Below are 24517 nucleotides of genomic sequence, written 5' to 3'. Positions count from 1 at the left end.
CGTCGACCGGCGGTGGGCGGGCCAGGCGTGCCCGGGGGGCCGGTGCTTGATGCTACCGAGCCCACCACGTGGCGCAGTCGCGCTCTCGCTCAGCGTGAATCGGATCACCCATTCGAGCGACAAATCAGTCGTTGACTGTTTCGATTTTCCGCTGCGCGGAGCCCCCTGTCGGGGGCCGTCCGCGTCAGCCGAGCCAGGCCGGGTCGACGGTGCCCTCCGCGACGATCACGGCGGGACCCGTCATGTCGATCTGCCCGTCGGGGTGCTCGGTGATGACCAGCGTCCCGCCGAGCACGTCGACGGTGTACGTGACGGGGGTGCCGGTCTCCGCGGGGTCGGCGCCGTCCCGGCGGGCGGTGGCGACGGCCACGGCGCACGCGCCGGTGCCGCAGGAACGGGTCTCGGCCGCGCCCCGCTCGTGCACCCGCATGGCGACGTGACGGGGGCCCCGGTCGGCGACGAACTCGATGTTGACCCCGTCCGGGTAGACCGCGGCGGGCTCGTAGGGCGGCTCGGTGAACAGGTTGCCCGCGTGGTCGAGGTCCTCGACGAAGGCGACCGCGTGCGGATTGCCCATGTTCACGTTGCGCGCGGGCCAGCTGCGGCCGTCGACGGTGACGGTGACGCCGGCCTCGGCGAGCACCGCGCGGCCCATGGCGACGGTGACGGAGCCGTCCTTGTCGAGGTGGACGTGCTTGACCCCGCCGCGGGTGGCGACGGCGAGACGGCCGGCGGTGACGTGCCCGGCGTGCTCCAGATAGCGGGCGAAGACCCGGACGCCGTTCCCGCACATCTCGGCGACCGAGCCGTCGGCGTTGCGGTAGTCCATGAACCACTCGGCCTCGTCGGCCATGTGCCGCGCCTCGGGGTGGGCGGCGCTGCGCACGACGTGCAGCAGACCGTCGCCGCCGATGCCGGCCCTGCGGTCGCAGAGCCGCGCGACGACGGCGGGGGGCAGGTCGACGGCGTTCTCCGCGTCGGGGACGATCACGAAGTCGTTCTCGGTGCCGTGGCCCTTGAGGAAGGGGAGGGGCGAGGTCTGCGCGCTGGTCACGAGATCAACTGTACGGGGTGCCCCCGACAGGCCGCCCGGTTGTCCACAGGGCGGCGGATCCGTCCGAGGACCGGTCGGACGTGGACCCGCCCGAGGGACGAGCCGCACGCGAACCCGCCCGAGGGACCAGCCGCACGCGGACCCGCCCGAGGGACGAGCCGCACGCGAACCCGCCCGAGGGACCAGCCGCACGCGGACCCGCCCGCCCGAGGAGGCGGTGGGAACCGGTGTCAGCGCAGGCGGGCGACGCGCCAGACCGCGAGGGCCACCAGGGCTGCGATCGTTGTCATGTACAGCGCGAGGTACCGCCAGTTCGGGCGCTCGCCCGAGCCCCGCTGCGGGAGACCCGGCCACGTGTAGCCGACCTTGCGGGCGGCCATCATGCCCCAGCCCGCCGCGCAGAAGCTGATCAGCAGCCCCAGCATGGCGAGGACGGCGCCGCCGTCCCCCGAGCCGAAGGCGAGCGGGAAGGCGAACATCAGCGAGCCGACGGCCGCGAGCCCGACGATCGGGGCGAGCTGCCAGATCCGCAGCCGTCGCTGGGGACGGAGTTCGACCTCGACCTCGTCGGCGTCCACCTCGACGGCGGTGCCCACCGCGTCGTCGGGGCCGTCCGGGGTCAGCCCCGGGGTGGCGACCGGAAGGTCGTCGCGGGTCGGTCCGCCCGGACCTCCGGGTGTGTCACCCGTCGGGTCACCGAGCGCCGATTCGTGCTGTTCTCTGTCGCGAGGGCCGGCCTCCATCGCCACGCGCCCTCCCCACTCGGACATCACTTGGTCGATCGATGCTCGATGATGGCACGCTCCTGACCGCCGAAATGACGGGCAGTGCGTCCCGATGCCATCACGTGATCAGGCTGTAACCGCTCGTTCGACCAACGCGAGCGCCTCTCCCGGGAGTTCCCCCCGGTGATCGACGGCTCCGCTCAGCCAGTGGACGCGCGGGTCGCGGCGGAACCACGAGTCCTGGCGCCGGGCGAAGCGCTTGGTGGCGCGTACCGTCTCGGCGCGCGCCTCGTCCTCCGTGCACTCCCCCGCGAGCGCCGCGAGGACCTGCTGGTAGCCGAGGGCCCGGGCCGCCGTGCGCCCCTCGCGCAGGCCCTGGGCCTCAAGGGTGCGCACCTCGTCGACGAGGCCCGCCTCCCACATCCGGTCCACCCGGGTGGCGATGCGCTCGTCGAGCTCGGGGCGGGCGACGTCGACACCGATCTGCACGGTGTCGTAGACGGAGTCGGGACCGGGCAGGTTCGCGGTGAACGGCTTGCCGGTGATCTCGATCACCTCGAGGGCGCGGACGATCCGGCGGCCGTTGCTGGGCAGGATCGCGCGGGCCGCCTCGGGGTCGGCCTCGGTGAGGCGCGCGTGCAGGACACCGGAGCCGCGCTCTTCGAGCTCGGCCTCCAGGCGGGCCCGTACGGCGGGGTCGGTGCCGGGGAACTCGAGGGCGTCGACGGCCCCTCGTACGTACAGGCCGGAGCCGCCCACGAGGACGGGGGTGCGGCCCGCCGCGAGCAGCCGGTCGATCTCGGCGCGGGCGAGCCGCTGGTACTCGGCGACGCTGGCGGCCTCCGTCACGTCCCAGATGTCGAGGAGGTGATGGGGGACGCCGCCGCGCTCCTCCGGCGTCAGTTTGGCGGTCCCGATGTCCATCCCCCGGTAGAGCTGCATCGAGTCCGCGTTGACGACCTCGCCCCCGAGCTGCTGGGCCAGGAATACACCCAGATCGGACTTTCCGGCTGCCGTGGGGCCGACGACGGCGATGACCCGCGGGGCGGGAGCTGCGCTTCTCACTGTCCCAGTCTCGCAAACCTCCGGGCCCGTCCCCGAATGAGCTACGTGACGGGGCTCATCCGGCTTCGTTGCCTGTTGCGAGGTTCCGGCCGTCGATCGCTACGGAATCCCTCCCATCCGAGTACGCTATGGAGTGAATATGGGCGTTTTTGCAGTGTTTCGCCGGAAGAAGAAGGATGCGGTCGCGGCCACGGCCTCTGCGGAGGAGACCGGGGCCGTCGCTCCGGACGCCGTTCCGGCCGAGGGCGACGGCGAGGCCGCGGCGGACGCCCCGGAGGCCGTGACCGAGTCCGCGGCGGCGGCCGAGGTGGCCGACGGCGACGGGGCGGCGGAGCCGACCGGGAGCACGGCCGGGGCCCCGAGCGTTGACGGTGTGGAGGACGAGGAAGCGGACGGCGTCGACGCGGTCGACACGGACGAGGCGGTGGCCGGAGCGGTCGCCACGGAGACCGTGGAGATCCCGAAGCAGCAGTCGGCCGACGCCGCCGCGGACAACGAGGCGGGCGAAGGCGCCCGCACGTAGGCAGCAGCACACGGACACGGACCCTCCGGGGTTCGCGGAGGGAAGGTGCCCCATGGGTCTCCTGGATTCGCTGAAGGCAAAGCTCGCCCCGGCCAAGGACAAGGTGGCCGACCTCGCGCAGCAGCACGGGGACAAGATCGACCACGGCATCGACAAGGCCGCGAGGCTGGTCGACGAGAAGACCAAGGGCAAGTACAGCGACAAGATCCATTCCGGTACGGACAAGGCGAAGGACGCGCTGGACCGGATCGGTCACAAGGACGACGGCACGCCCGGCACCGGCACGCCGGGGAGCGGCACGCCGGGCACCGGCACGCCCGGCACCGGTGCGCCTGGCACCGGCACCCCGGGGAGCGGTGGTACGACTCCGCCGCCGACCGTCTGACGTCCGGCGTCACCCGGCAGTCCCTCCGCACGGCGGACGGCCGCGGAGCATCACGCTCCGCGGCCGTCCGCCGTTCTCGGTCCGTCGGTCCGTCGGTCTGTCGATCCGGTGTCTCGTGCGCTCAGGACCAGGCCGCGACGAAGTACCCCACGCCGTACGGGGCGTCCTCGAAGAGCAGTCGGCCGTCGAGTCCCGCACCCTCGGCCGCGCCCGCGAGGACCTGCCACGGGGCGCGCCCCGCCACCTTCAGCTCGAACGCGAGCTCCGGGTCCAGGGCGAGCAGCGCGGCCGCGTCGGCCGTGCCCAGCGCGCGGGCGGCCGCCGCGTCGAAGCCCTCGGCCCGTTCGTCCAGGTAGCCGGGGGCCTTCACGGTCCGGCAGGCGCTGCCGTCGCCCATGACCAGGAGGGCGACGCGGTCGGCGGCCTCGGCGAGGCCCCGGCCGAGGCCCGCGCAGACGTCGGGCGTCGCCGCCCCGTCGACGCCGAGGCCCTCGATCGGGGCGTCGGCCCAGGCGGCGCGGCCGAGCAGCCATGCGGCGACCGCGAGGGACGCCGGGAGCGGCCGGTCCTCCGCGGGGCGCCCGTCGGGGCGTTCGTCCTTCGAGGCGTCGTCGCCGAGCCGTACGGAGAGGTCGACGCCGAATCCCTCGAAGGAGCCGGCCGAACCGGCGGGATAGACACCGTGGGCGCCCTCGGGCGCCGGCCCCACGACGTACAGCCGGTCGGGGCGGGCCGCAGCGAGCAGCCCGACGGCGTCCAGGCAGGCCGCCCGCGCGGCGTCCAGCTCGGGGGCGGCGCCGGTCGCGACCTCGGGCACGAGGAGCGGCGGACTGGGACAGACGGCTGCGGCGACAAGCATGATCCGCAGCCTACTGCGCCCGCCGTCGGGGGGCCGGGCTCCCCGGTACGCGGGTCGACGACGGGCCGCCGGGGGGCGGGGCGGGCGGCGGGGGCCCCGCGGGCCGATGGCGCGGCCTTCAAGCCACCGGGGCCGCGGGCCGCTGGTGGCCCCGGTGGCGCGAGCCCGAGCCGCGAACTCACGCAGCGGGCCGACGGCCGACGCGGCCGCAGGCCGGGAGTGGCCGCCGGTGGCGTGAGCCCGTGTCGCGGACTCACGGCGCGGGCCGCAGGCCGGCGAGGGCCACAGGCCAGTGGCGCGGGTCCGTGCCGCGAACTCCCGGCGCTGGCCCTCGGACGACGCAGCCGCAGGCCCGAGGCGGCCACAGGCCAGTGGCGCGAGCCCGCGCCACGAACTCACGACGCAGGCCATCGGCCGACGCGGCCGCAGGCTGGGGATGGCGACCGGTGGCGCGGCCCTTGCCGCGAACTCGCGGCGCAGGCCCACGGCCGACGCGGCCGCAGGCGGGAAGCGGCCACAGGCCAGTGGCACGGGCCCGAGCCGCCGACTCGCAACGCAGGCGTCCGCCGACGCGGCCGCAGGCCGGGGGTGGCCGCCCGCGCCCCGAACCCACGGCGCAGGCCCTCGGCCGACACGGCCGCAGGCCGGGAGCGGTTACAGGCCAGTGGCGCGGGTCGTCGGCCGACGCGGCCGCAAGCCGGTGGCGTGAGCCCGTGTCGCGGACTCACGGCGCGGGCCGCAGGCCGGCGCCGGCCACAGGCCAGTGGCGCGGCCCGTGCCGCGAACTCCCGGCGCTGGCACTCGGCCGACGCAGCCGCAGGCCCGAGGCGGCCACAGGCCAGTGGCGCGAGCCCGCGCCACGAACTCACGGCGCGGGCCGTCGGCTGACGCCGCCGCAGGCCGGGGGTGGGTGGCCGCCGGTGGCGCGGGCCCGAGCCGCCGACTCACGACGCAGGCCCTTGGCCTACGCGGCCGCAGGCTGGTGGCGGCCGCCCGTGCCACGAACCCACGGCGCAGGCCCTTGGCCTACGCGGCCGCAGGCCGGTGGCGGCCGCCCGTGCCGCGAACTCACGACGCGAACCCTCGGCCGCCCGAGCCCGGCGGCCGCCGTGCCCCAGCAGCCGACCTCCGAGGCCCGGGCGGCAAGCCTTCAGCGCCGGCTTGCGCGGATCAGTGGCTGCCGCAGGCCGGGGCCTCCGCTGGCGGGAGGGGGGCCGGGGCGCCGATGGTCGGGAGGCCCAGGAGGACGCCGGTCGGCTTCGTAAGGGCGGGCGTGGTGCGCTTCTGCCAGGCGTCGCCTGCGCGGGTGCGTCGCACCGATGCGACCGGGCCCTCGGCGAGCAGGTGGTGCGGGGCCGCGTAGGTGATCTCGACGGTCACCACGTCACCGGGGCGGACGTCCTCGTCGGGCTTGGTGAAGTGGACGAGCCGGTTGTCGGGGGCGCGGCCCGAGAGGCGGTCCGTGGCGCCGTCCTTGCGGCCCTCGCCCTCGGCGACCATGACCTCAAGGGTGCGGCCGACCTGCTTCTTGTTCTCCTCCCAGGAGATCTCCTCCTGGAGGGCGACGAGCCGCATGTAGCGCTCCTGCACGACCTCCTTGGGGATCTGTCCCTCCATGTCGGCTGCGGGGGTGCCGGGGCGCTTGGAGTACTGGAAGGTGAAGGCGTTCGCGAAGCGGGCCTCGCGGACGGTGTGCATGGTCTGCTCGAAGTCCTCCTCGGTCTCGCCGGGGAAGCCCACGATGATGTCGGTGGAGATGGCCGCGTGCGGGATGGCCGCGCGGACCTTCTCGATGATCCCGAGGAAACGCTCCTGCCGGTACGAGCGGCGCATCGCCCGCAGGATGGAGTCCGAGCCGGACTGCAGCGGCATGTGCAGCTGCGGCATCACGTTCGGCGTCTCGGCCATCGCGGCGATCACGTCGTCGGTGAAGTCGCGGGGGTGCGGGGAGGTGAAGCGGACCCGCTCCAGGCCCTCGATCTGCCCGCAGGCGCGCAGCAGCTTGGAGAAGGCCTCGCGGTCACCGAGGTCGGAGCCGTACGCGTTCACGTTCTGGCCGAGCAGGGTGATCTCGGAGACGCCCTCGGCGACGAGCGCCTCGATCTCGGCGAGGATGTCGCCGGGACGGCGGTCCTCCTCCTTGCCGCGCAGCGCGGGGACGATGCAGAAGGTGCAGGTGTTGTTGCAGCCGACGGAGATCGAGACCCAGGCGGCGTACGCGGACTCGCGGCGGGTCGGCAGCGTCGAGGGGAAGGCTTCGAGCGACTCGGCGATCTCGATCTGCGCCTCCTCCTGCACGCGGGCGCGCTCCAGGAGGACGGGCAGCTTGCCGATGTTGTGGGTGCCGAAGACCACGTCGACCCAGGGCGCCTTGGAGACGATCGTCTCGCGGTCCTTCTGCGCGAGGCAGCCGCCGACGGCGATCTGCATGCCGGGGCGGGTGGTCTTCATGGGGGCGAGCCGGCCGAGGTTGCCGTACAGCTTGTTGTCGGCGTTCTCGCGGACCGCGCAGGTGTTGAAGACGACGACGTCGGCGTCCCCGTCGGAGCCCTTGGGGGCCTTGACGTAACCCGCCTCCTCCAGCAGACCGGAGAGCCGCTCGGAGTCGTGGACGTTCATCTGGCACCCGTAGGTGCGGATCTCATAGGTCTTGGTGCCGTCAACGCTCACTGCGGTGCTCCGGTCGCTGCTGCTCGTCATGGCTCCAAGGGTAGGCGGTCCGGGGAGGGCCTCCGCCCGGGCCGGGGGCGGCCTGCCGACCCTGCGGTTTTCCGCAGGGTGGGACGTGCGGAAAACCGCATCGGGCCGGACGGAAATCCTCATACCGGCGCTGAGCTGCGCTTTCTAGGTTCGAGGAGAAGAGCGGGGCACGCCTGCCCCGCCCCGATGTGACCACCGGCTGGAGTCCTCTCATGAACCTCACGACCATGGCGCTCGCCCAGCAGCCCGCCGACGGCATCGCCGGCTGGGCCGCCGGTCTCGTCGACACGATGGGCGGGCCGGGAGCCGGTCTCGCCATCGCCCTGGAGAACCTCTTCCCGCCGTTGCCCAGCGAGATCATCCTGCCGCTGACCGGCTTCGCCGCCGGTCAGGGGGTGCTCAGCCTGACCTCGGCGCTGTTCTGGACGACGCTCGGTTCGGTGGCCGGCGCGGTGGCGCTCTACTGGATCGGGGCGCTCTTCGGCCGGGAGCGGATGCACGCGATCTGGGGGAGGCTGCCGCTGGTGAAGGCCTCGGACCTGGTCCGTACGGAGGAGTGGTTCGCCCGGCACGGCGGCAAGGCCGTCTTCCTCGGCCGGATGGTGCCCATCTTCCGCAGCCTGATCTCGGTGCCGGCGGGGGTGGAGCGGATGCCGATGCCGCGGTTCATCATGCTCACCACGCTCGGCAGCCTCGTCTGGAACAGCGTCCTCGTGGTGGCGGGGTACGCGCTGGGCGACCGGTGGGACGTCGTGGAGAGCTACGTCGGCGTCCTGTCGAAGGCCGTGGTCGCCCTGGTCGGCGTCGCCTGCGCGGCGTACGTGGCGGTACGGCTGCGCGGTCGCGGCCGGGGCGCCCAGCACCGCCGCACCTCGTGACGTACGGCTCCCGACGCCCCGGCGGAACGGCTGCCGCGAGCGGTACGCCCCTGCTTCCGGTACGGCCCGGACGATCTTGCCGGGGCCGTACGGGCGCACTAGCCTCGGGCCCGATGCGAGGGGACGACAGCGGTGCGACCGGCGGGGGCGGTGTCGCCGCGGGCGATCTGCCCCGGCTCCGGCGCGGACTCCCCCGGCTCCGGCGCGGACTGCTTCGGCTCCGGCGCGGACTGCCCCGGCCCCAGCGCGGACTCCCCCGGCTCCGGCGTGGACTCGGGACCGTCCTCGGCTGCGTGACCGCGGCGGCCGGCGCCCTCCACTTCCTCGTCGGCGGCCTCGCCCTCGGCCCCTTCCTGCTCTGGCCGCGCACCCGCGCCGGCGCCCTGGACCTGCTGACGGGCGGCGTCCGCCGGCTGGCCGCCCTCGAACGGGCCCGGCGTTCCGTCTTCTTCGGCGACGTCTTCCCCGAGCACTACCGGGCCGCCGACCGGAAGGTCCTGCGCTACCTCGCGGTCCGCAGCTACGCGGGCCTGCTCTGCGCCCTCGTCCTCGGGCTCCTCGTCTTCGGTGCGGTCCTCGCCGGAATCCTGGGGTACGGCGTGCTCCGGGGCACCATCGGCTGGGACGAGCTCCTCACCCAGGTGCTGCTCGGCGGCGTGCTCCTCTTCCTCGACGTCCAGGGCCTGTACGCGCTGGCCGCCCTCGACGCCCGTACCGCGCGCGAGTGTTTCGGCCCGTCCGAGCGGGAGCTGTTGCGGCGGCGTATCGAGGAGCTCGCCGCGAGCCGGGCCGCCGTCGTCGAGGCGGTGGACGCCGAGCGGCGGCGCATCGAGCGCGATCTGCACGACGGGGTGCAGCAGCGCTTGGTGGCACTGGGCATGCTGATCGGGCGGGCGCGCCGGGGCCGCGATCCCGAGCGGGCCGGCGCGCTGCTGCTCCAGGCGCACGAGGAGTCGCAGGGGGTGCTGGCGGAACTGCGCGAGGTGGCCTGGCGGGCGTACCCGTCGGCGCTCGACAGCCTCGGGCTCGAAGAGGCGCTCGGCGGGGTCGCCGAGCGGTGCGCCCTTCCGCTGCGGCTCCGCTTCGAGGTGGCCGGCCCGCTGCCCCGGGCGGTGGAGACGGCCGCCTACTTCGTGGTGTCCGAGTGCGTGACGAACGCCGCCAAGCACTCCGCCGCCTCGGCCGTCTCGGTGAGCGTGGCGCGGGAAGGGGCGCTGCTCACCGTCCGGGTCGAGGACGACGGTTCGGGCGGAGCGAACGAGAACGGCGGCGGGCTGACCGGGCTGCGCAGCCGGGTGGCCGCGCTCGACGGCGTGCTGCGCGTCCACAGCCCCCTCGGGGGACCGACCACCGTCACCGCGGAGCTGCCGTGCGCGTGATCCTTGCCGAGGACTCGACCCTGCTGCGCGAGGGCCTGGTCCGGCTGCTGGCCGAGGAGGGCCATGAGGTCCTGGCGGCGCTGGGCGACGCCGTGACGCTGGTCCGGGAGGTCGGGGAGCAGCGGCCCGACCTCGTCGTCGTCGACATCCGGATGCCTCCGACGCACACGGACGAGGGGCTGCGGGCGGCCGTCGAGATCCGGCGGCGGTGGCCCGGTGTGGGGGTGCTCGTCCTGTCGCAGTACGTCGAACGCCCGTACGCGGCCGCGCTCCTGGCGGCCGGTGCGGAGAGGGTCGGCTATCTCCTGAAGGACCGGGTGGCCCAGGTCGAGGAGTTCCTTGACGCGCTGGAGCGGATCCACGCGGGCGGCGCGGCGATCGACCCGGAGGTCGTACGGCAGCTGGTGGTCCGCACCACGCACGGGGACCCGTTGGCACGGCTGACGCCCCGGGAGCGCACGGTGCTCGAAGCGCTCGCGCAGGGGCACACGAACACGGCGATCGCGGCGAAGCTGCACCTCTCGCTGAGTTCGGTCGAGAAGAACCTCAACGCCGTCTTCGACAAGCTGGAGCTGACCCGCGCGACCGGCTACAGCCGCCGGATCCTCGCGGTGCTGCGCTATCTGGAGGCGTAGCGCCGGCTCACGGGAGCCGGCGCGGGTTCAGTGGCGCCACTCGGCGAGCACCTCGTCCGTGTGCTCGCCGGGGAGCGGGGCGCGGCTCGGGGGAACGGCGGGGGTGCGGTCGAAGCGGGACGGTGGGGCGGGCTGGGGGACGGTGCTGTCGCCGACGGTCACGAAGGCGCCGCGGGCGGCGAGTTGGTGGTGGCCGGCCGCCTCCGCGGCCGTGAGGACCGGGGCCACGCCGGCGTCGACGGCGTCGAAGACCTTGGCCCAGTGGTCCCGGTCACGGCTCGCGAAGCGGTCGGCGATCAGGGCGCGCAGCGCGGGCCAGTCGGCCGGGTCCGTACGGTCGGGGAGGTCGTCGGTGTCCGCGAGGCCCAGCTGCTCCAGGAGGTTCTGGTAGAGCTTCGGCTCGATGGCGGCGACCGCCAGGTGCCGGCCGTCGGCGGCGCGGTACAGCGAGTAGTGCGGGGCGTCGGTGACGGTGTGATTGCCGGGGACCTCGCGCCACTGATGGATCAGGGTGGAGATCAGGGCGGCGCCGTCCGCGAGGGCGGTGTCGACGACCTGGCCGAGTCCGGAGCGCTCCCGCTCGTGGAGGGCCGCGAGGAGCGCCTGGACGTGGACGCTCGCGCCGCCGGCGAAGCTGGAGAGGTACGCGGTCGGGGGCAGCACCGGGTCCCCGGTGGCCGGGTCGGTGTCCAGGGCGCCGGTGAGGGCGAGGACCGCCAGGTCGTGGGCGGCGCGTCCGGCCCACTCCCCCTGCTGGCCCCAGCCGCTGACCCGCCCGTAGACCAGGCGCGGGTTGCGGGCCCGGGCCGCGTCCGGGCCGATGCCGAGCCGCTCGGCGACGCCGGGGCGGAAGCCCTCGACCAGGATGTCCGCGTGCTCGGCCAGAGCGAGGGCCTGCTCGACGCCGGCCGGGGTCTTGAGGTCGAGGGCGACGGAGCGGCGGCCGCGGGAGAGCGGGTTCTCGGCGGGACGGGCGCCGGGGTCCGGAGCCGCGCCGGGCGCCCGGTCGACGCGTACGACATCGGCCCCGAGTCCCGAGAGGACGGTTCCGACGAACGCCGTCGGTGCCGAGCCCGCGAATTCCAGTACGCGCACTCCGGTCAGCGGTCCCGCCATGGCCAACTCCCTTTTCTCCGACGGCCTGTGGTGCGTTCCACGCTATGCGGGGCACGGCGGGAAGGGACTGCGGACATCCGTAGCGTGCGGAATTCGGCGGGGTCCGAGACTGGGGGAATTCCCCTTTCCCGAAGTCGAAAGGCATGACGAAATGGCCGTCGTCTACACCGCCGAGGTCATCTCCACCGGAGACGGGCGCAACGGCGCCGTGCGCTCGTCCGACGGACTGCTCGACCTGCCGCTGTCGAGCCCCAAGGCCGTCGGCGGGTCCGGTACCGCCACCAATCCCGAGCAGCTCTTCGCCGCCGGTTACGCCGCCTGCTTCCATAGTGCGCTCCGGGTCTCGGCACGCGAGGCCAAGGTCGCGCTGGCGGACGACACGGTCGTCGCCGAGGTGGCCCTGCACAAGGAGGAGAGCGGTTTCCGGCTGTCGGTCGTCCTCACCGTCGAACTGCCCGGAATCGAAGAGTCCGAGGCCCGTCGGCTCGCCGAGGCGGCGCACGGGCGCTGCCCGTATTCGAAGGCGGTCCGGGGGAATGTCGAGGTGCGGGTGGACCTCGCCCCCTAATACGACGTGAAGAGCGTGAAGAGGGCGAGGGAAAGCCCCCGTGGTCACACCACGGGGGCTTTCCCTTTTTCTCGTGTACGGCCCCGGCGTCAGGGCTTCACGGACGCCGCTGCCGCTGCCGCCGCCGGGAGCGCCTCGACCACCCGGCCGACCGCCCGGTCGTCGTGCGCGGCCGAGACGAACCAGGCCTCGAAGGGCGAGGGCGGCAGATAGACGCCCCGGCGCAGGAGCTCGTGGAAGAACGGCGAATAGCGGTACGACTCGGTGGCGCGCACCCCGTCGAAGTCGGTCACCTCGTCCTCGGTGAAGAAGACCGAGAACATGGTGCCGGAGTACTGGACCCGGTGCGCCACGCCCTCCTTGGTCAGGGCGGCCGAGACCTCACGGCCGAGGGTGGCCGAGACCTCGTCGAGCCGCTCGTACACCTCGGGGGTGCTGTGCCGGAGGGTCGCGAGGCCGGCGGCGGTGGCGACCGGGTTCCCCGAGAGGGTGCCCGCCTGGTACACGGGCCCGGCCGGGGCCAGGTGGGCCATGACGTCCGCGCGGCCGCCGAAGGCCGCCGCGGGGAAGCCGCCGCCCATGACCTTGCCGAAGGTCAGCAGGTCGGGCGCGACGCCGTCCCGGCCGTACCAGCCGGAGCGGCTGGCCCGGAAGCCGGTCATCACCTCGTCGGAGATGAAGAGCGCCCCGTGGCGGGAGGTGACGTCCTTCAGGCCCGCGTTGAAGCCGGGCAGCGGCGGGACGGCGCCCATGTTCCCGGGCGCGGCCTCCGTGATCACGGCGGCGATCTCGTCGCCGATCTCCGCGAAGACCTTCTCGACCGCGGCGAGGTCGTTGTACGGCAGGACGATCGTGTCGCTCGCCTGCGCGCCGGTGACGCCCGGGGTGTCGGGGAGGGCGAAGGTGGCGAGGCCGGAGCCGGCCGAGGCGAGCAGGGCGTCCACGTGGCCGTGGTAGCAGCCGGCGAACTTCACGATCTTGCCGCGCCCGGTGAAGCCGCGGGCGAGGCGGATCGCCGACATCGTCGCCTCGGTGCCGGAGCTGACGAGGCGGACCTGCTCGACCGGGTCGACCCGGTCGACGATCTCCTCCGCGAGCTCGACCTCCCCGGTGGACGGCGCGCCGAAGGAGGTGCCGAGCGCCAGGGCCCCGGTGACCGCCTCGACGACGGCCGGGTGCCGGTGGCCGAGGATCATCGGGCCCCAGGAGCAGATCAGGTCGACGTACTCGTTGCCGTCGGCGTCGGTGAGGTACGGGCCCTGGGCCGAGGCCATGAAGGGCGGGGTGCCGCCGACGGCCCCGAAGGCGCGCACCGGGGAGTTGACGCCGCCGGGGGTGACCTCGCGGGCCCGCTCGAAGAGCGCCTTGCTTGCGGTTCCTCCGCCGCCGGTTCCCACGCCGCTCATCGCGCGGCCCCTTCGGTGGCGGCGACGCCGGAGGCGGTTTCGACGCCGGAGGCGGCGTCGCCACCGGGCGCGGTTTCGGCACCGGGCGCGGTCTCGGCGCCCGTCGCGGTCTCGATGCCGAGGGCCGCGTCGAGGACGACGGCGCCCTTCGGCAGGACGCGGACCGGGTTGAGGTCCAGGGCGTAGCCTGCGGGCCAGTCCTGCGCCAACTCCGCTACCTTGTGCAGGAGTTCCGCGGCGGCAGCGACGTCCACCGCGGCCCGGCCGCGCGCCCCGGCGAGTACCTTCGCGCCGCGCAGCCCGGCGAGGAGCTCGGCGCCCTCGCCCGGGGCCAGCGGCAGGAGCCGGTGGCCGACGTCGTCCAGGACCTCCGTGAAGATCCCACCGAGCCCGGCGGTGAGCACCGGACCCAGGTCGGTGGTGTGGACGCCGACGATCAACTCGACTCCCTCGCCGACCAGTTCCTCGACGAGCACCTGCCCGCCGAGGGCGGCGAGCCGGGCGTGGGCCGCGGGCGCGCCGGCGGTCGTGACGCCGATCTCCACTCCCCCGGCCTCCGTCTTGTGGAGCAGGCCCGGTACGACGGCCTTGAGCACCGCCGTACCGCCGACCTCGGTCACGGCGCGGACCGCGTCCTCGGCGCTCTCGGCGATCCGGCCCTTCGGGACGGCGATCCCGGCTTCGGCGAGGAGCCGCTTCAGCTCGGGCTCGGTGGCCTGGGAGCCGGGGCCGGGCACGGTCCCGGGGCGCGGGGCGTCCGGCAGGGTACGGGGGCGGCTGACCTCCCAGAGGGCGGCGGCGGCGCGCAGGGCGCGGGCGGGCGTCGGATATTCGGGGAGGCCCGCCTCGCGCAGGTCGCGCGGGGCGTCCGGGGCGAGGAAGTCTGCTCCGGTACGGGCGACGAGGATGGGCTTTCCGCCCTTCGCGGCGGCGCGGGAGAGGGCGTTGACGGCCTTCTCGACATCGGGTCCGGCCATCACGCAGAAGGCGGCGACGATGATGTCGACCGTGTCGTCGGCGATCAGGACGTCGAGCGAGCGGTCGAACAGCGAGGGGTCGCTGAGGACGGTGGCCGTGATGTCGACGGGGTTGTCGATGGCGCCGAAGGCGGGGACGATCTCGGCGAGCGCCTCCTTGCTGCGCGGCTCCAGGGTGCTGAGCTGGAGGCCGTGGGCCTCGACGGCGTCGGCGGCGAGGATGCCGGAGCCGCCGGAGGTGGTGACGACCGCCACGCGGTTCCCGGCGGGCCGGCGCTCGGACTCGAAGACCCGTGCCACGTCGAGGAGTTCGTCGATGTCGTCGACCCGGACGATGCCGAGGCCGCGCAGCGCCGCGTCGAGGACCCGGTCGTCGGTGGCGAGGGCGCCGGTGTGCGAGGCGGCGGCCCGGCCGCCCGCTTCCGTACGGCCCGACTTGAGCAGGGCGACCGGCTTGCCGGAGCCGGCCAGGGCGCGGAGGGTGTCGATGTCCGGGGTGTCCTCCAGGTAGCCGAGGAGCCCGGTGACGTCGGGGACGGTGGCGAGTTCGCGGAGGACTTCGAGGGCGGTGACGTCGGCGTCGTTGCCGGTGCTGACGACCCAGCCGGGGCGCAGGCCCCGCTCCAGGGCGAGGCTGGCGGCGCCGAATCCGAGGGCGCCGCTCTGGCTGACGAAGGCGAGGGTGCCGGGCTCGAAGGGCACGGACTCGGCGCCGAAGAGGGGGCTGAAGGTGGCGAGGACGCGGTTCTCGTACCCGACGGCGCCGATGCAGTTCGGGCCGATGATCCGCAGGCCTCCGGCGCGGGCCTTGGCGACCACCTCCGCCTGGAGGCGGGCGCCCTCCTCGCCGGTCTCGGCGAAGCCGGAGGAGGCGATGACGGCGAGCTTGACGCCGGCGGCCACGCAGTCGTCGACGGCCCCGAGGACCCGCTCGGCGGAGACCATGATGAGGGCCAGGTCGACGGGGCCCGGGGCGTCCTTCACGCTGGGGTACGCGGGGACTCCGAGGATCTCCGGGGAGCGCGGGTTGACCGGCAGGATGCGGCCCTTGTAGCCGTACCGCAGGAGGTAGTCGAGCGGCTTGCGGCCCAGCGCGCCGGGGCGCTCGCTGGCGCCGATGACGGCGATGGATTCGGCTTCCCAGAGAGCCGAGATGTCACTCATGCGATGGCCTCGATCTTCGTCTCGTTCTGTGCGTTCGGGTCGTTCTTCGCGTGCGGGTCGTTCTGTGCGTTCGGGTCGCTGTTCGCGTGCGGGTCGCTCTTCGCGTTCGGGTCGCTCTTCGCGTGCGGGTCGTTCTGCGCGCTCGGGGGATTCGGTCCGTTCGGGGTGCTGCTCCCGGCGCCGCCCTCGGCCTCCGCGGCCGCGAAGAGGCGGGTGAAGGCGGCGATGTGCCGGGCGCCGTCCGGGTCGGCCGCCAGCTCCCGCACCAGGACCGTCGGCTGGTGCAGAGCCTTGTCGACGATGCGCCGTACGCTGCGGTCGATCTCCCGCCGTACCGTGCCGTCGACGCCTTCCAACCGGCGCGCCAGCCGGTCGAGTTCGACCTGGGCGGCCTCGGTCGCGGCGGTCCGGAGCGCGGTGAGGACCGGTGTGGCGCCGGCCAGCCGCAACCCGGTGCGGAACTGCTCGACCTCCGCGTCGATCAGCTCGTGCGCGGCCTGGACGCTGGCCGCGGAGATCTCGTCCTCCTGGCCCTCCTCCGCGATCCGCCGCAGGTCGACGAAGGTGACGCCGGGCAGGGCGGCCGCGGCGGGCGCGATGTTGTGCGGCAGCGAGAGGTCGAGCAGGAACAGCTCCCGGCCGTCGCGGGCGGCGAGCGCCTGCTCGACCTGCCCGGCGGTGACGAGGTGGCCGGTGGCGGCGGTGGCGCCGACGACCACGTCCACCTCGGTGAGCAGCCGGGGCACGTCCGCCAGGTCGTACCCCACTCCCCCGGTGGTCTCCGCGAGCCGCTGCGCCTTCTCCGGGGTGCGGTTGGCGACGTGCACCCGGTCGAGGCCGGAGCGGCGGAGTGCGGCGACGACGACACCGGCGAAGGCTCCGGCGCCGATGACCAGGGCGGTCTTGCCGTGCAGGGAGCCGACCCGGCGCTCGAAGAAGCCGAGTCCCGCGGTGGCGAGGGAACGGCCCGCCTCGTTGAGTCCGGTCTCGTTGCGGGCCCGCTTGCCGACCCGGAGGGCGGTCTGGACGGCCTTGGCGAGGACCCGGCCGGTCCGGTCGAGCCGCTGGGAGCGTTCGAGGCCCAGCTTCACCTGGCCGAGGATCTGGTCCTCGCCGACCACGACCGATTCGAGCCCGGAGGCCACGGCGAACAGGTGGCGGACGGCCCCGTCGGCGTGGTGGCTGTAGAGGTGCGGGGCGATCTCCTCGTGGTCGACGCCGGTGTGCTGGGCGAACAGCTCGCCGAGACCGGTGAGTTCGCCGGCGGCGCCGGGTCCGGCTCCGTCGCCCCGGGTCTCGGCGTAGATCTCCAGGCGGTTGCAGGTGGAGACGACGACGGCGGCGTCGATGCCGTCGACGGAGGTCACGTCGGCGACGAGGTCCTCGGCGGGCCGGTCGGTGCCGGCGAGTCTCTCCAGGAGGTCGAGCGGGGCGCTGGCATGGCTGATGCCGAGGACCAGCATGGTGGAGGACGGGCTCACCGGGTCACCGGTCCAGCGTCTGGGCGAACTCGGAGGCCCAGTAGGTGATGATCTGGGTGGCGCCCGCGCGGTGGATGGACGCGAGGCTCTCGCGGACGACCTGGTCGCGGTCGATCCAGCCCTTGGCGGCGGCCGCCTCGACCATCGAGTACTCGCCCGAGACCTGGTAGGCGGCGACGGGCACCTGCACGTGGTCGGCGATGAGCCGGACGATGTCGAGGTAGGCGAGCGCGGGCTTCACCATCACCAGGTCGGCGCCCTCGGCGACGTCCAGCGAGACCTCCAGGAGGGATTCGCGGATGTTGCCGGGGAACTGCTGGTAGCCCTTGCGGTCGCCGCGCAGGGTGGACTCGACGGCGTCGCGGAAGGGGCCGTAGAAGTGCGAGGCGTACTTGGCGGAGTAGCCGAGGATGGCGACGGACTGGTGTCCTGCCTGGTCGAGCGCCTCCCGGATACGGCGGACCTGGCCGTCCATCATGCCGCTGGGGGCGACGATCTGGGCTCCCGCGTCGGCCTGGACGACGGCGGCCTGGGCGTACAGCTCGATGCTGGCGTCGTTGTCGACGTCGCCGTGGGCGTCCAGGACACCGGTGTGGCCGTGGTCGGTGTACTCGTCGAGGTTGATGTCCCCGATGATCACGGTGGAGTCGCCGACCTCGGCGACGACGTCGCGCAGGGCGACCTGGAGGATGCCGTCGGGGTCGATCGCGCCGGTGCCGGTGGGGTCCTTGTGCTCCGGGATGCCGAAGAGGATGAGGCCGCCGACGCCGTTGGCGACCGCCTCGGCGGCGGCCTTCCGGAGGGTGTCGCGGGTGTGCTGGAGGACCCCGGGCATGGAGGGGATCTCGCGCGCCTCGGTGAGGCCTTCGCGGAGGAAGAGGGGCTGGACGAGGTTGGCGGGGCCGACCCGGGTCTCGGCGGCGAAGCGGCGCAGCGCGGGGGTGCGGCGGAGCCGGCGCGGGCGGTAGTAGGGGGCGGCGGGGTCGGTGGCCGCGGTGTTGCGGCCGTAGGCGTCGTACGTCATGGGCGTGACTCCTTCGAGGGCGTGGCGGCGTGCGGGCGCGGTTGCGGGTGGCGGAACGGGGCGGCGCGGACGCGGCGGGCGACGGGGCCGTGCGGGACGGCGCGGACGCGGCGGGCGCGGCGGGCGGCGGGGGCGCACAGGGCGGCGGACACGGCATCTCCTAGAGGGCCTCGCCGAGGAACACCTTCTCCAGGTGCTTGGCGACGGGCTCGTCGGGCCGGCTGAACCAGTAGCCGTGTCCGCTGCGCTGGAAGAGCTTCAGCTCCCCGAGCCGGACGAGGGTCTCGGCGAGCTTGACGGCCAGGCCGGCCGGATCGATGACGGGCAGCCCGTGGAGTTCGTGGATGCCGAGGTGCCACAGGATCTCGTTGGGGATGCCCTCGGCGGGGATGATGACCTCGGCCCCGGCCTTCGCGGCGCGTTCGGCGGCCGCCGAGTACACCTCGACGAACTCGTCGAAGTCCCCTTCCAGGGAGCGGTGCACGGAGTCCCAGCCGCCGGGGACGACCTCGTACGAGCTGAGGGAGGCCTCCAGCCGGTACTGGCGGATGTTGGCCCGGATCGGCTCCTCCAGGGGCGGCATGAAGCCGAGGACGCCGAAGCGCTGGCCGGTGAGCGCCGAGAGGAAGAAGGCCGTCTCGCCGTATCCCAGGGTGGGGATCGAGGCGAGGTGCCGGGCGTCGCGGAGGCCGGGGTCCTGGCCTGCCGCGATCACCCAGGCGTCGTAGCCCTCGCGTTCCGCGACGAGCGCGGACTCGGAGAAGTGCCGGCTGAACAGCACCTGGGCGGAGTGGTGGCCGACGAGCCCGAAGGGCGTGCGATCGGGGTACGTGTCGGCGGGCAGGGTCTTGATGTCGACGGTGGTGCCGGGGGCGGCTATCGCGTCCAGGTGCTCCCGGTACCACTGGTCGAGCAGCGGCAGACGTCCTTCAACGGTGTGCTTGTGGAACCAGATCCGCATGTGCGTCACCCTTCAGTGGTCGTGGTGCGACGTCGAGAAGTGATGCCTTGAGCAGGTAGTCGGTGGCTGCCGCGGGGTCGGCGGCGGTGCGCCGCAACGCGTCCAGCCGGGCCGGGAGTTCGGCGGCACTGTCCAGTCCGGCCGTCCGGGCCTCGCTGCGCGGGATGACCGCCGTCTCGACGACCGAGCGGCGCCGTTCGAGGGCCGCGTCGAGAGCCGCGTCGAGCGTGCTGCCGGGCCGGGTGCCGCCCGAGCCGCCTTCCCGGAGTACGGCGGCGAGGGCCCGGCCCGTCTCCACGGCGTCGTGCAGCCCGCAGTTCATGTTCATGCCGCCGGCGGTGGACGTCAGATGGGCCGCGTCCCCGGCGAACAGCACTCGCCCCGCCCGGTAGCGGGGCAGCAGGAACCGCGCGAGGCGGTAGGTGTGCGCGTCGTCGACGCGCACGGCCCGCCCGGCGGCGCCCGGCAGGGCCCGCTCGATCCTGGCCCGTACGGCCCCGGGCGCGAGCACCTCCTCGCGGGCCACGCCGCGCGGGATCCGGAAGATCAGCCGCCAGTGGTCGGGCATCCCGAGGGCGCTGAACGAGGCCCGCGGATCCCGGACGTAGGCGAGCGGGGCGAGCCCGGGGAGCAGCTCGTCGAGCGGCGTCCCGGTGACCACGCGGAGCGCGTAGTCCGGGTACTCCTCGGCCGTGCCGGGGAGCCCCGCGAGCGCCCGCAGCCGGCTGCGGGCCCCGTCGGCGGCCACGACGTACGGGTGCCGGGTGACGGTGCCGCGCCCGGCCGCGTCCTCGGTGCGCAGCCGCACTCCGTCGCCGGTGTCCTCGGCGCCGACGACGGTGGCCCCGAACCGTACGTCGGCGAGACCGGTCGCTGCCAGTTCGGCGAGCAACAGCGGGGTGAGCCGGGCCTGTTCGACGTGGAGCCGGTACGGGTGGGCGGTGTGTCCGGCGAGCAGGGAGTAGTCCAGCTCGGCGTGCACCCGGCCGTCCAGGTCGCGCCACTGGACGCGGTCGACGGTACGGCCCTGGCGGCGCAGCGCGGCGGCGACGCCGAGCTCGTCGAGGAGGTCGAGGGTGGCGGGGTGGAAGGTGGAGGCGCGGGACTCGGTGGCCAGTTCCCGCCGGGATTCCAGGAGGGTCACCGGGACGCCGGACCGGGCGAGGACGAGCGCGGCGGTGAGTCCCACGGGCCCGGCGCCGACGACGGCGACCGGTGCGTGCGGGGCGGCGGCCCGGGCGGGGCCGGCGGTATCGCCGCTCACGACCGGGCCGCGGTCGCGGGGGCCGGCGCGCCGGCCCCGGTCCGCCGCGCGAGGCGCCGCAGCAAGGGGTGCGCGTCCGGGCCGTCGGCGGGGAGGCCGAGGGTGTCCCGGGCCCACCAGGCGCTCGCCAGGTTGGAGGTGAGCAGGGTGCGGTCGCCGTCGCGCCCGAGGGCGGCCAGTGCGTCGAAGGTGAACATGCCGGTTCCCGTGAACAACAGGGTGGCTTCGTCGGGGAGTTCGGCCTCGCGTACCTGTGCGACGAGTTCCTCGGTGGTCACGTCGTACGGGGAGAACCGGGCGCCGGCCCGGATCTTGACCACCCGGTCGACGGCGAGTCCGGCCGACTCCCAGTAGGACCGGGAGAGTTCGGTGAGCCAGGGCTCGTACGGCGAGACCAGGACGAGGCGGTCGGCTCCCACCGCGCGCGCCGTGTCGAGGATGGCCAGGGCCGCGGACCGTACGGGTGCTCCGACGCGCTCGGAGAGCTCCGCGCAGAGGGCGCGGTCGCCGTCGGGGGTCAGCAGGTAGTGGGACCCGGTGCAGGAGACGACGGCCGCGTCGAGGCGCAGTCCGCCGAAGTTCCCCAGGACGTCGGGAAGGACGTCGTTGTACTTCTCCAGCCGACCGCGCAGGTCTTTGCCGGGAAGGACCGGGAAGCGTGAGGTGTGGACATTGAGTGCGGGGCTGACGAGGCTGCCGATCTCGGGTTCGGCGGCGGCGTTTCCCGAAGGAACCACCACACCGAGTCTCGGCGCCGAATGCAGAGCCATGAACGAGTCTCTCCCATCCGCCGGTGCCATTGACATCACCGTACGAGCGGAACGGGCCGCACATCGATACGGGATTCCGCACCCGTGGCTGATTCCCCATGCCGCCCGGAACGCAGGAAAAGGCGCCGCACCGTGAATACGGTGCGGCGCCTCGGCGTCCGGAATTCCGGTACGGAATTCAGCGGGTCCGGTGGAAATTCAGCGAGACCCGGCGGCCTCGGCGACGAATTCGTCGATCTTCGCCCGCCGGGTCAGTGCGCCGTTCACCGCCCAGTTCCCCTCGGGGACCTCGTGCACCACGAGCCAGACGACGGTGTCGGGCGCGGTCGCCTCCTGGACGTGCCGGGTGACCTCGGCGGCGAGGGCTTCGTTGCGCTCGGGGGTCAGGAAGCCCGCCAGGGGCGTGACCACGACCAGGACTCCCGGCGCGGTGCCGGCGCCGGTGGTCGCGAGGCCCTTGGCGGCCTCCCGGACGTAGACCCAGGTGGCGGAGGCGAAGAAGTCGGTGCGGGGCAGTCCCATGGCGGTGAGCACGGAGTCGGCGACCCGCTGCTGCAGGACCTCGGCGGCGGCCCCGGCGAGGGCGCCTTCGGGAACGGTGATCTCGACGAGCGGCATGACGGACTCCCCCACATGTGGATGTCTACGGGTGTGATGGCTACGGGTGCGACAGCTGGGTGTGATGTCTACGGGCGCGATGTCTACGGGTGTGATGTCTACGGCCGTGATGTCCCGGGCGTGCCGGGCGGAACGAGTGCGGCGGAAGGCTCAGCAGGCGAGCGCGGCCTCGAACCGGTCGATGGCGGCGGCGAGTTGGGCGCGCCGGCGGATGTCGAGCTTCCGGTAGATCCGGGTGATGTGCAGCTCCACGGCCCGGGTGGACACCGTGAAGGCCTCCGCGATCTGCTTGTTGGTCAGCCCGTCGAGCATCATCGTGGCGATGCGCCGCTCGTGGGCGGTCAGTTCCTCGCGGACGGCGAGCTCCTCGCGTACGGCGGCCGCCTCGCGGACGGCCGGCGGGACGGGCGCCGTGACGCCCCCGCGTATTCGCTCGTGGGTTCCGGCACCGCCGGTGGACCGCTCGAGACCCGCGAGCACCACGGGCCCCATGGTCGCGTTCCATTCACGGATCCGCACCTCACCGATGAGCTGCGCCTGGGCGTACGGGTCGGCGTACAGGACCCGTAAGAGCGTGCGGCGGTCGGGGGCCTCACAGACCAGGAGTTCCCCGGTGCCGTCCCGCCAGGGGCCGCCACCGAGCAGGATGCCGCGTGCGGCCATCCTTTTCCAGTAGGTCCGATGGGCCTCCGCTAAACCCAACCGGTCCGACCCGTTGCCACGGAAAACGATTTCGACCACAAAAGCCACGTCCGACTCCCCCATAAAGGCCGGGTGTTTCCACTCGTGACGCTACCACCCACCACCCGCCCCATGAATGAACACAATGTTGCGGGTGGCGGCCCGGCATTTCCTGAGGGAATGGGGCGGCTAATCGGCCGCCGCGGTCGACGGTACGGGAGCGGCTTCCGGAGCCGGTTCGGGAGCGGGGCGCGGCTTGCGGCGGAGCAGGCCGGTGGCCGCGAGCACCGCCACCGCTCCGAGCCATACGGTCCAGCCGAGGGGCTCCTGGAGCACCACGGCGCCGAGGACGACGGCGACGGCGGTCATCAGATAGGTGACGGTGGAGGCGACCGTGGGCCCGTCCTTGATGATCAGCTCGAAGTTGAGCAGTGCGGCGAAGCCGGTGCAGACCACGCCGAGGACCAGGACCGAGATCACGGAGTCGGTGCGCCAGGTGACGGCCTGGAGGCCGAGGAAGGGGAAGGCGGCCAGCAGGAGCACGGTGGCGGCGCTGAGCTGGCCGCCCGCGAGCATGAGGGGCGGGATGCCCTTGCCCACGAGGAACTTGCCCATGTACGCGAAGCTGGCGCCGAAGCTGATCGAGCCGAGGACGAAGCAGAGGATGCTCCAACCGGTGCCCGCCGAGGCCGAGTTCCACGGCGAGGCGATGAGGGCGGTGCCGCCGAGGCCGAGCAGCACGCCGCCGGCCTTGAAGCCGGAGACCTTCTTCTCCTGGCCGAGCAGCAGGGCCGCGGCCAGGGTCCAGATCGGCGCGCTGCCGTTGACCACGGCGGCGACGCTGCTCGATCCGGCGATCTCCCCCTCGGCGTAGAGCGTCCACGGGACGGCGTTGCCGAGCAGCGCGGCGACGGTCAGATGCCCCCAGGTGGCGCCCTCCTTGGGGAGCCTGAGTCCCTTGGCGTAGCCGATGGCGAGGATGACGACGGCGCCGAGGGCGAGCCGGATCAGCACCATCTGCACGGGTGAGAAGCCGTACCCGGCGATCTTGATCCAGAGGAAGACGGAGCCCCAGATGAGGCTCAGGGCGGCGAGCCGCGTGTAGGTGGCTATGGACATGGGTGGGTGCCCGCTCTCCGAAAGGGGGGACGTCGCGGAGCTCTCCGCGGTACGGGATCGAGCCTCGCAGCGGCGCCGGGGCGGGTCCAGCAACGTCTGGTGGACGGTACCGTCCACGAGCCGTGGCGGATCGTGCTCCGGAGGACGGCCGCCGGGAAACCGCCGGTCGTTCGTTCAGCCCTCCGTCCGCCGGTCAGCCCCGTCCCGTCGGTCCGTTCAGCCCGCGACGGCCGCCCTGGCCGCCGTACGGAGCGCGTCGAGGACGGCCGCGATCTCCGGTGAGGTCTGGCTGCCCTCCCGTACGGCCGCGAAGACCGTCCGCGACGGCGCCCGCTCGGTGAACGCGCGGATCGTCACCTCCGGCCGCGGCACCGGCTTGGCGAGCCGCGGCACGAGCGCCACCCCGAGGCCGAGCCGTACCGCCGCGAGGGTGGCGTCCCAGTCGCCGATGGCGTGCGAGGCCTGCGGGGTGAACCCGGCGGCCGTACACGCGGCGACGCCGATGTCGTGACAGAGGCCGGTGGTGGCGAAGATCCACGTCTCGTCGGCGAGGTCGGCGAGGAGCAGCCGCTCGCTGTCGAGCAGCCGGTGCCCGGCGGGCAGCGCGATGTCGAAGGGGTCGTCGCAGAGCGCGACCCGGTGGAACCGGCCGTCGGAGCGGCCGTCCTCGTCGGCCGGCGCGGCGCGGGTGGTGTCGGCGGAGATGACGACGTCGGTCTCGCCGCGCTGGAGGAGCGAGAAGCTCTCCGGCGGGTCGACCTCGGTGAGCGAGGTCCGCAGCAGCGGCCGGGTCTCCCGCAGCCGGGCCACGGCGGGCAGGATGAGCGCGGAGAGGGTGGTGGAGAAGCCGGCGACGGCCACCTCGCCGCGCTCGCCGCTCCGGTGGGCGGCGAGTTCCGCGCGCATCTGCTCGACCTGGGTGAACACGGCGTCGGCGTGCCGGAGCACGATCCGGGCCGCGCCGGTCAGCCGCAGCCTGCGGCCCGACGGTTCGGTGAGCGGCACGCCCAACTCCCGGCCCAGGGCGCTGATCTGCTGTGAGACGGCCTGCGGGGTGAGGTGCAGCGCCCGGGCGGCGGCGCTGACGGTGCCGCGTTCGCTGAGTTCCCTGAGCACCCGCAGCTTCCGCAGGTCCAGATCGGTCACGTCCCGCACTCCCTCCCCC

24 protein-coding genes are annotated in these 24517 nt (G+C 73.8%); 6 read left to right on the top strand and 18 right to left on the bottom strand.

The features are described from left to right. Positions 1-184: 184 nt before the first annotated feature. From dapF to miaA, 3 genes are all read right to left on the bottom strand, one after another. Positions 185-1054, bottom strand: a complete 870-nt coding sequence (gene dapF / locus DEJ43_RS27465; RefSeq protein WP_041662953.1) for a diaminopimelate epimerase — start codon at positions 1052-1054, stop codon at positions 185-187. A 230-nt stretch (positions 1055-1284) separates the two neighbouring features. After that, entirely contained in the window at positions 1285-1797 is a 513-nt protein-coding gene (locus DEJ43_RS27460; RefSeq protein WP_015036649.1) for a hypothetical protein, read from the bottom strand. A gap of 108 nt (positions 1798-1905) precedes the next feature. Further along, complete coding sequence (gene miaA / locus DEJ43_RS27455; protein ID WP_015036648.1) at positions 1906-2844, bottom strand: tRNA (adenosine(37)-N6)-dimethylallyltransferase MiaA; 939 nt, start codon at positions 2842-2844, stop codon at positions 1906-1908. A gap of 139 nt (positions 2845-2983) precedes the next feature. Here miaA and DEJ43_RS37575 point away from each other — a divergent pair, with 139 nt between their 5' ends. Both DEJ43_RS37575 and DEJ43_RS27440 read left to right on the top strand, forming a co-directional pair. Beyond that, on the top strand, positions 2984-3367 hold the full coding sequence (locus DEJ43_RS37575; RefSeq protein WP_015036647.1) for a hypothetical protein: 384 nt from the start codon (positions 2984-2986) through the stop codon (positions 3365-3367). A gap of 52 nt (positions 3368-3419) precedes the next feature. Then, positions 3420-3752: an antitoxin gene (locus tag DEJ43_RS27440; protein ID WP_071891540.1), complete on the top strand. Its 333-nt coding sequence runs from the start codon at positions 3420-3422 to the stop codon at positions 3750-3752. A 121-nt stretch (positions 3753-3873) separates the two neighbouring features. Here DEJ43_RS27440 and DEJ43_RS27435 read toward each other — a convergent pair whose 3' ends face one another. Continuing rightward, positions 3874-4611 (bottom strand): class III extradiol dioxygenase subunit B-like domain-containing protein, encoded by a 738-nt coding sequence (locus DEJ43_RS27435; RefSeq protein WP_015036644.1) that lies wholly within the window; start codon positions 4609-4611, stop codon positions 3874-3876. 1170 nt (positions 4612-5781) lie between these two features. Beyond that, positions 5782-7311, bottom strand: a complete 1530-nt coding sequence (miaB, locus tag DEJ43_RS27430) for a tRNA (N6-isopentenyl adenosine(37)-C2)-methylthiotransferase MiaB (protein ID WP_015036643.1) — start codon at positions 7309-7311, stop codon at positions 5782-5784. A gap of 212 nt (positions 7312-7523) precedes the next feature. On the opposite strand from miaB, the gene DEJ43_RS27425 reads away from it, so the two are divergent. The 3 genes from DEJ43_RS27425 to DEJ43_RS27415 all read left to right on the top strand — a co-directional run bounded on the left by DEJ43_RS27425 (position 7524) and on the right by DEJ43_RS27415 (position 10203). Then, a complete protein-coding gene (locus DEJ43_RS27425) occupies positions 7524-8189 on the top strand; it encodes a DedA family protein (protein ID WP_015036642.1) in 666 nt (221 codons plus the stop codon). Positions 8190-8302: 113 nt separating this feature from the next. Then, positions 8303-9568 carry a sensor histidine kinase gene (locus DEJ43_RS27420; protein WP_015036641.1) on the top strand — a complete coding sequence of 422 codons (1266 nt, stop codon included), beginning with the start codon at positions 8303-8305 and terminating at the stop codon, positions 9566-9568. Next, on the top strand, positions 9559-10203 hold the full coding sequence (locus tag DEJ43_RS27415; RefSeq protein ID WP_041662950.1) for a response regulator transcription factor: 645 nt from the start codon (positions 9559-9561) through the stop codon (positions 10201-10203). The genes DEJ43_RS27420 and DEJ43_RS27415 overlap by 10 nt, the downstream gene beginning before the upstream one ends. A 27-nt stretch (positions 10204-10230) precedes the next feature. Here DEJ43_RS27415 and DEJ43_RS27410 read toward each other — a convergent pair whose 3' ends face one another. After that, entirely contained in the window at positions 10231-11319 is a 1089-nt protein-coding gene (locus tag DEJ43_RS27410) for a CaiB/BaiF CoA transferase family protein (RefSeq protein WP_015036639.1), read from the bottom strand. Between the two features lie 151 nt (positions 11320-11470). Between DEJ43_RS27410 and DEJ43_RS27405 the strand changes: the two genes are divergently transcribed. After that, on the top strand, positions 11471-11887 hold the full coding sequence (locus DEJ43_RS27405; RefSeq protein WP_015036638.1) for an organic hydroperoxide resistance protein: 417 nt from the start codon (positions 11471-11473) through the stop codon (positions 11885-11887). An 89-nt stretch (positions 11888-11976) separates the two neighbouring features. On the opposite strand, the gene hemL is transcribed toward DEJ43_RS27405, so the two are convergent. From hemL to DEJ43_RS27350, 12 genes are all read right to left on the bottom strand, one after another. After that, entirely contained in the window at positions 11977-13293 is a 1317-nt protein-coding gene (gene hemL, locus DEJ43_RS27400) for a glutamate-1-semialdehyde 2,1-aminomutase (RefSeq protein WP_015036637.1), read from the bottom strand. Beyond that, positions 13290-15434, bottom strand: coding sequence for an acetate--CoA ligase family protein (locus tag DEJ43_RS27395; RefSeq protein WP_015036636.1), 2145 nt, complete (start codon positions 15432-15434; stop codon positions 13290-13292). Before DEJ43_RS27395 ends, hemL begins: the two co-directional genes overlap by 4 nt. Further along, complete coding sequence (gene hemA / locus DEJ43_RS27390; RefSeq protein ID WP_015036635.1) at positions 15431-16915, bottom strand: glutamyl-tRNA reductase; 1485 nt, start codon at positions 16913-16915, stop codon at positions 15431-15433. The genes DEJ43_RS27395 and hemA overlap by 4 nt, the downstream gene beginning before the upstream one ends. A gap of 4 nt (positions 16916-16919) precedes the next feature. Continuing rightward, the gene (hemB, locus tag DEJ43_RS27385; RefSeq protein ID WP_015036634.1) at positions 16920-17939 is read right to left on the bottom strand and encodes a porphobilinogen synthase; all 1020 of its coding nucleotides are present in this window, start codon (positions 17937-17939) and stop codon (positions 16920-16922) included. Further along, on the bottom strand, positions 17936-18091 hold the full coding sequence (locus tag DEJ43_RS37570; RefSeq protein ID WP_158506269.1) for a hypothetical protein: 156 nt from the start codon (positions 18089-18091) through the stop codon (positions 17936-17938). The genes hemB and DEJ43_RS37570 overlap by 4 nt, the downstream gene beginning before the upstream one ends. Before the next feature lie 8 nt (positions 18092-18099). Next, positions 18100-18900, bottom strand: coding sequence for an aspartate/glutamate racemase family protein (locus DEJ43_RS27380; RefSeq protein WP_015036633.1), 801 nt, complete (start codon positions 18898-18900; stop codon positions 18100-18102). Continuing rightward, the gene (locus DEJ43_RS27375) at positions 18869-20164 is read right to left on the bottom strand and encodes an FAD-dependent oxidoreductase (protein ID WP_015036632.1); all 1296 of its coding nucleotides are present in this window, start codon (positions 20162-20164) and stop codon (positions 18869-18871) included. The genes DEJ43_RS27380 and DEJ43_RS27375 overlap by 32 nt, the downstream gene beginning before the upstream one ends. Continuing rightward, positions 20161-20934, bottom strand: a complete 774-nt coding sequence (locus DEJ43_RS27370; protein WP_015036631.1) for a maleate cis-trans isomerase family protein — start codon at positions 20932-20934, stop codon at positions 20161-20163. Before DEJ43_RS27370 ends, DEJ43_RS27375 begins: the two co-directional genes overlap by 4 nt. Before the next feature lie 198 nt (positions 20935-21132). Next, a complete protein-coding gene (locus tag DEJ43_RS27365; protein ID WP_015036630.1) occupies positions 21133-21552 on the bottom strand; it encodes a tautomerase family protein in 420 nt (139 codons plus the stop codon). A gap of 150 nt (positions 21553-21702) precedes the next feature. Then, a complete protein-coding gene (locus DEJ43_RS27360) occupies positions 21703-22317 on the bottom strand; it encodes a LuxR C-terminal-related transcriptional regulator (protein ID WP_041662948.1) in 615 nt (204 codons plus the stop codon). Positions 22318-22422: 105 nt separating this feature from the next. Next, entirely contained in the window at positions 22423-23352 is a 930-nt protein-coding gene (locus DEJ43_RS27355) for a DMT family transporter (RefSeq protein WP_015036628.1), read from the bottom strand. A gap of 216 nt (positions 23353-23568) precedes the next feature. Beyond that, positions 23569-24507, bottom strand: a complete 939-nt coding sequence (locus tag DEJ43_RS27350; RefSeq protein WP_015036627.1) for a LysR family transcriptional regulator — start codon at positions 24505-24507, stop codon at positions 23569-23571. Between the last annotated feature and the right edge of the window lie 10 nt (positions 24508-24517).

The organism is Streptomyces venezuelae ATCC 10712, assembly GCF_008639165.1.
Taxonomy (GTDB): Bacteria; Actinomycetota; Actinomycetes; order Streptomycetales; family Streptomycetaceae; genus Streptomyces; species Streptomyces venezuelae.
The sequence above is the reverse complement of the archived record's forward strand: the minus strand, read 5'-3'. Positions and strand labels throughout refer to the sequence as shown.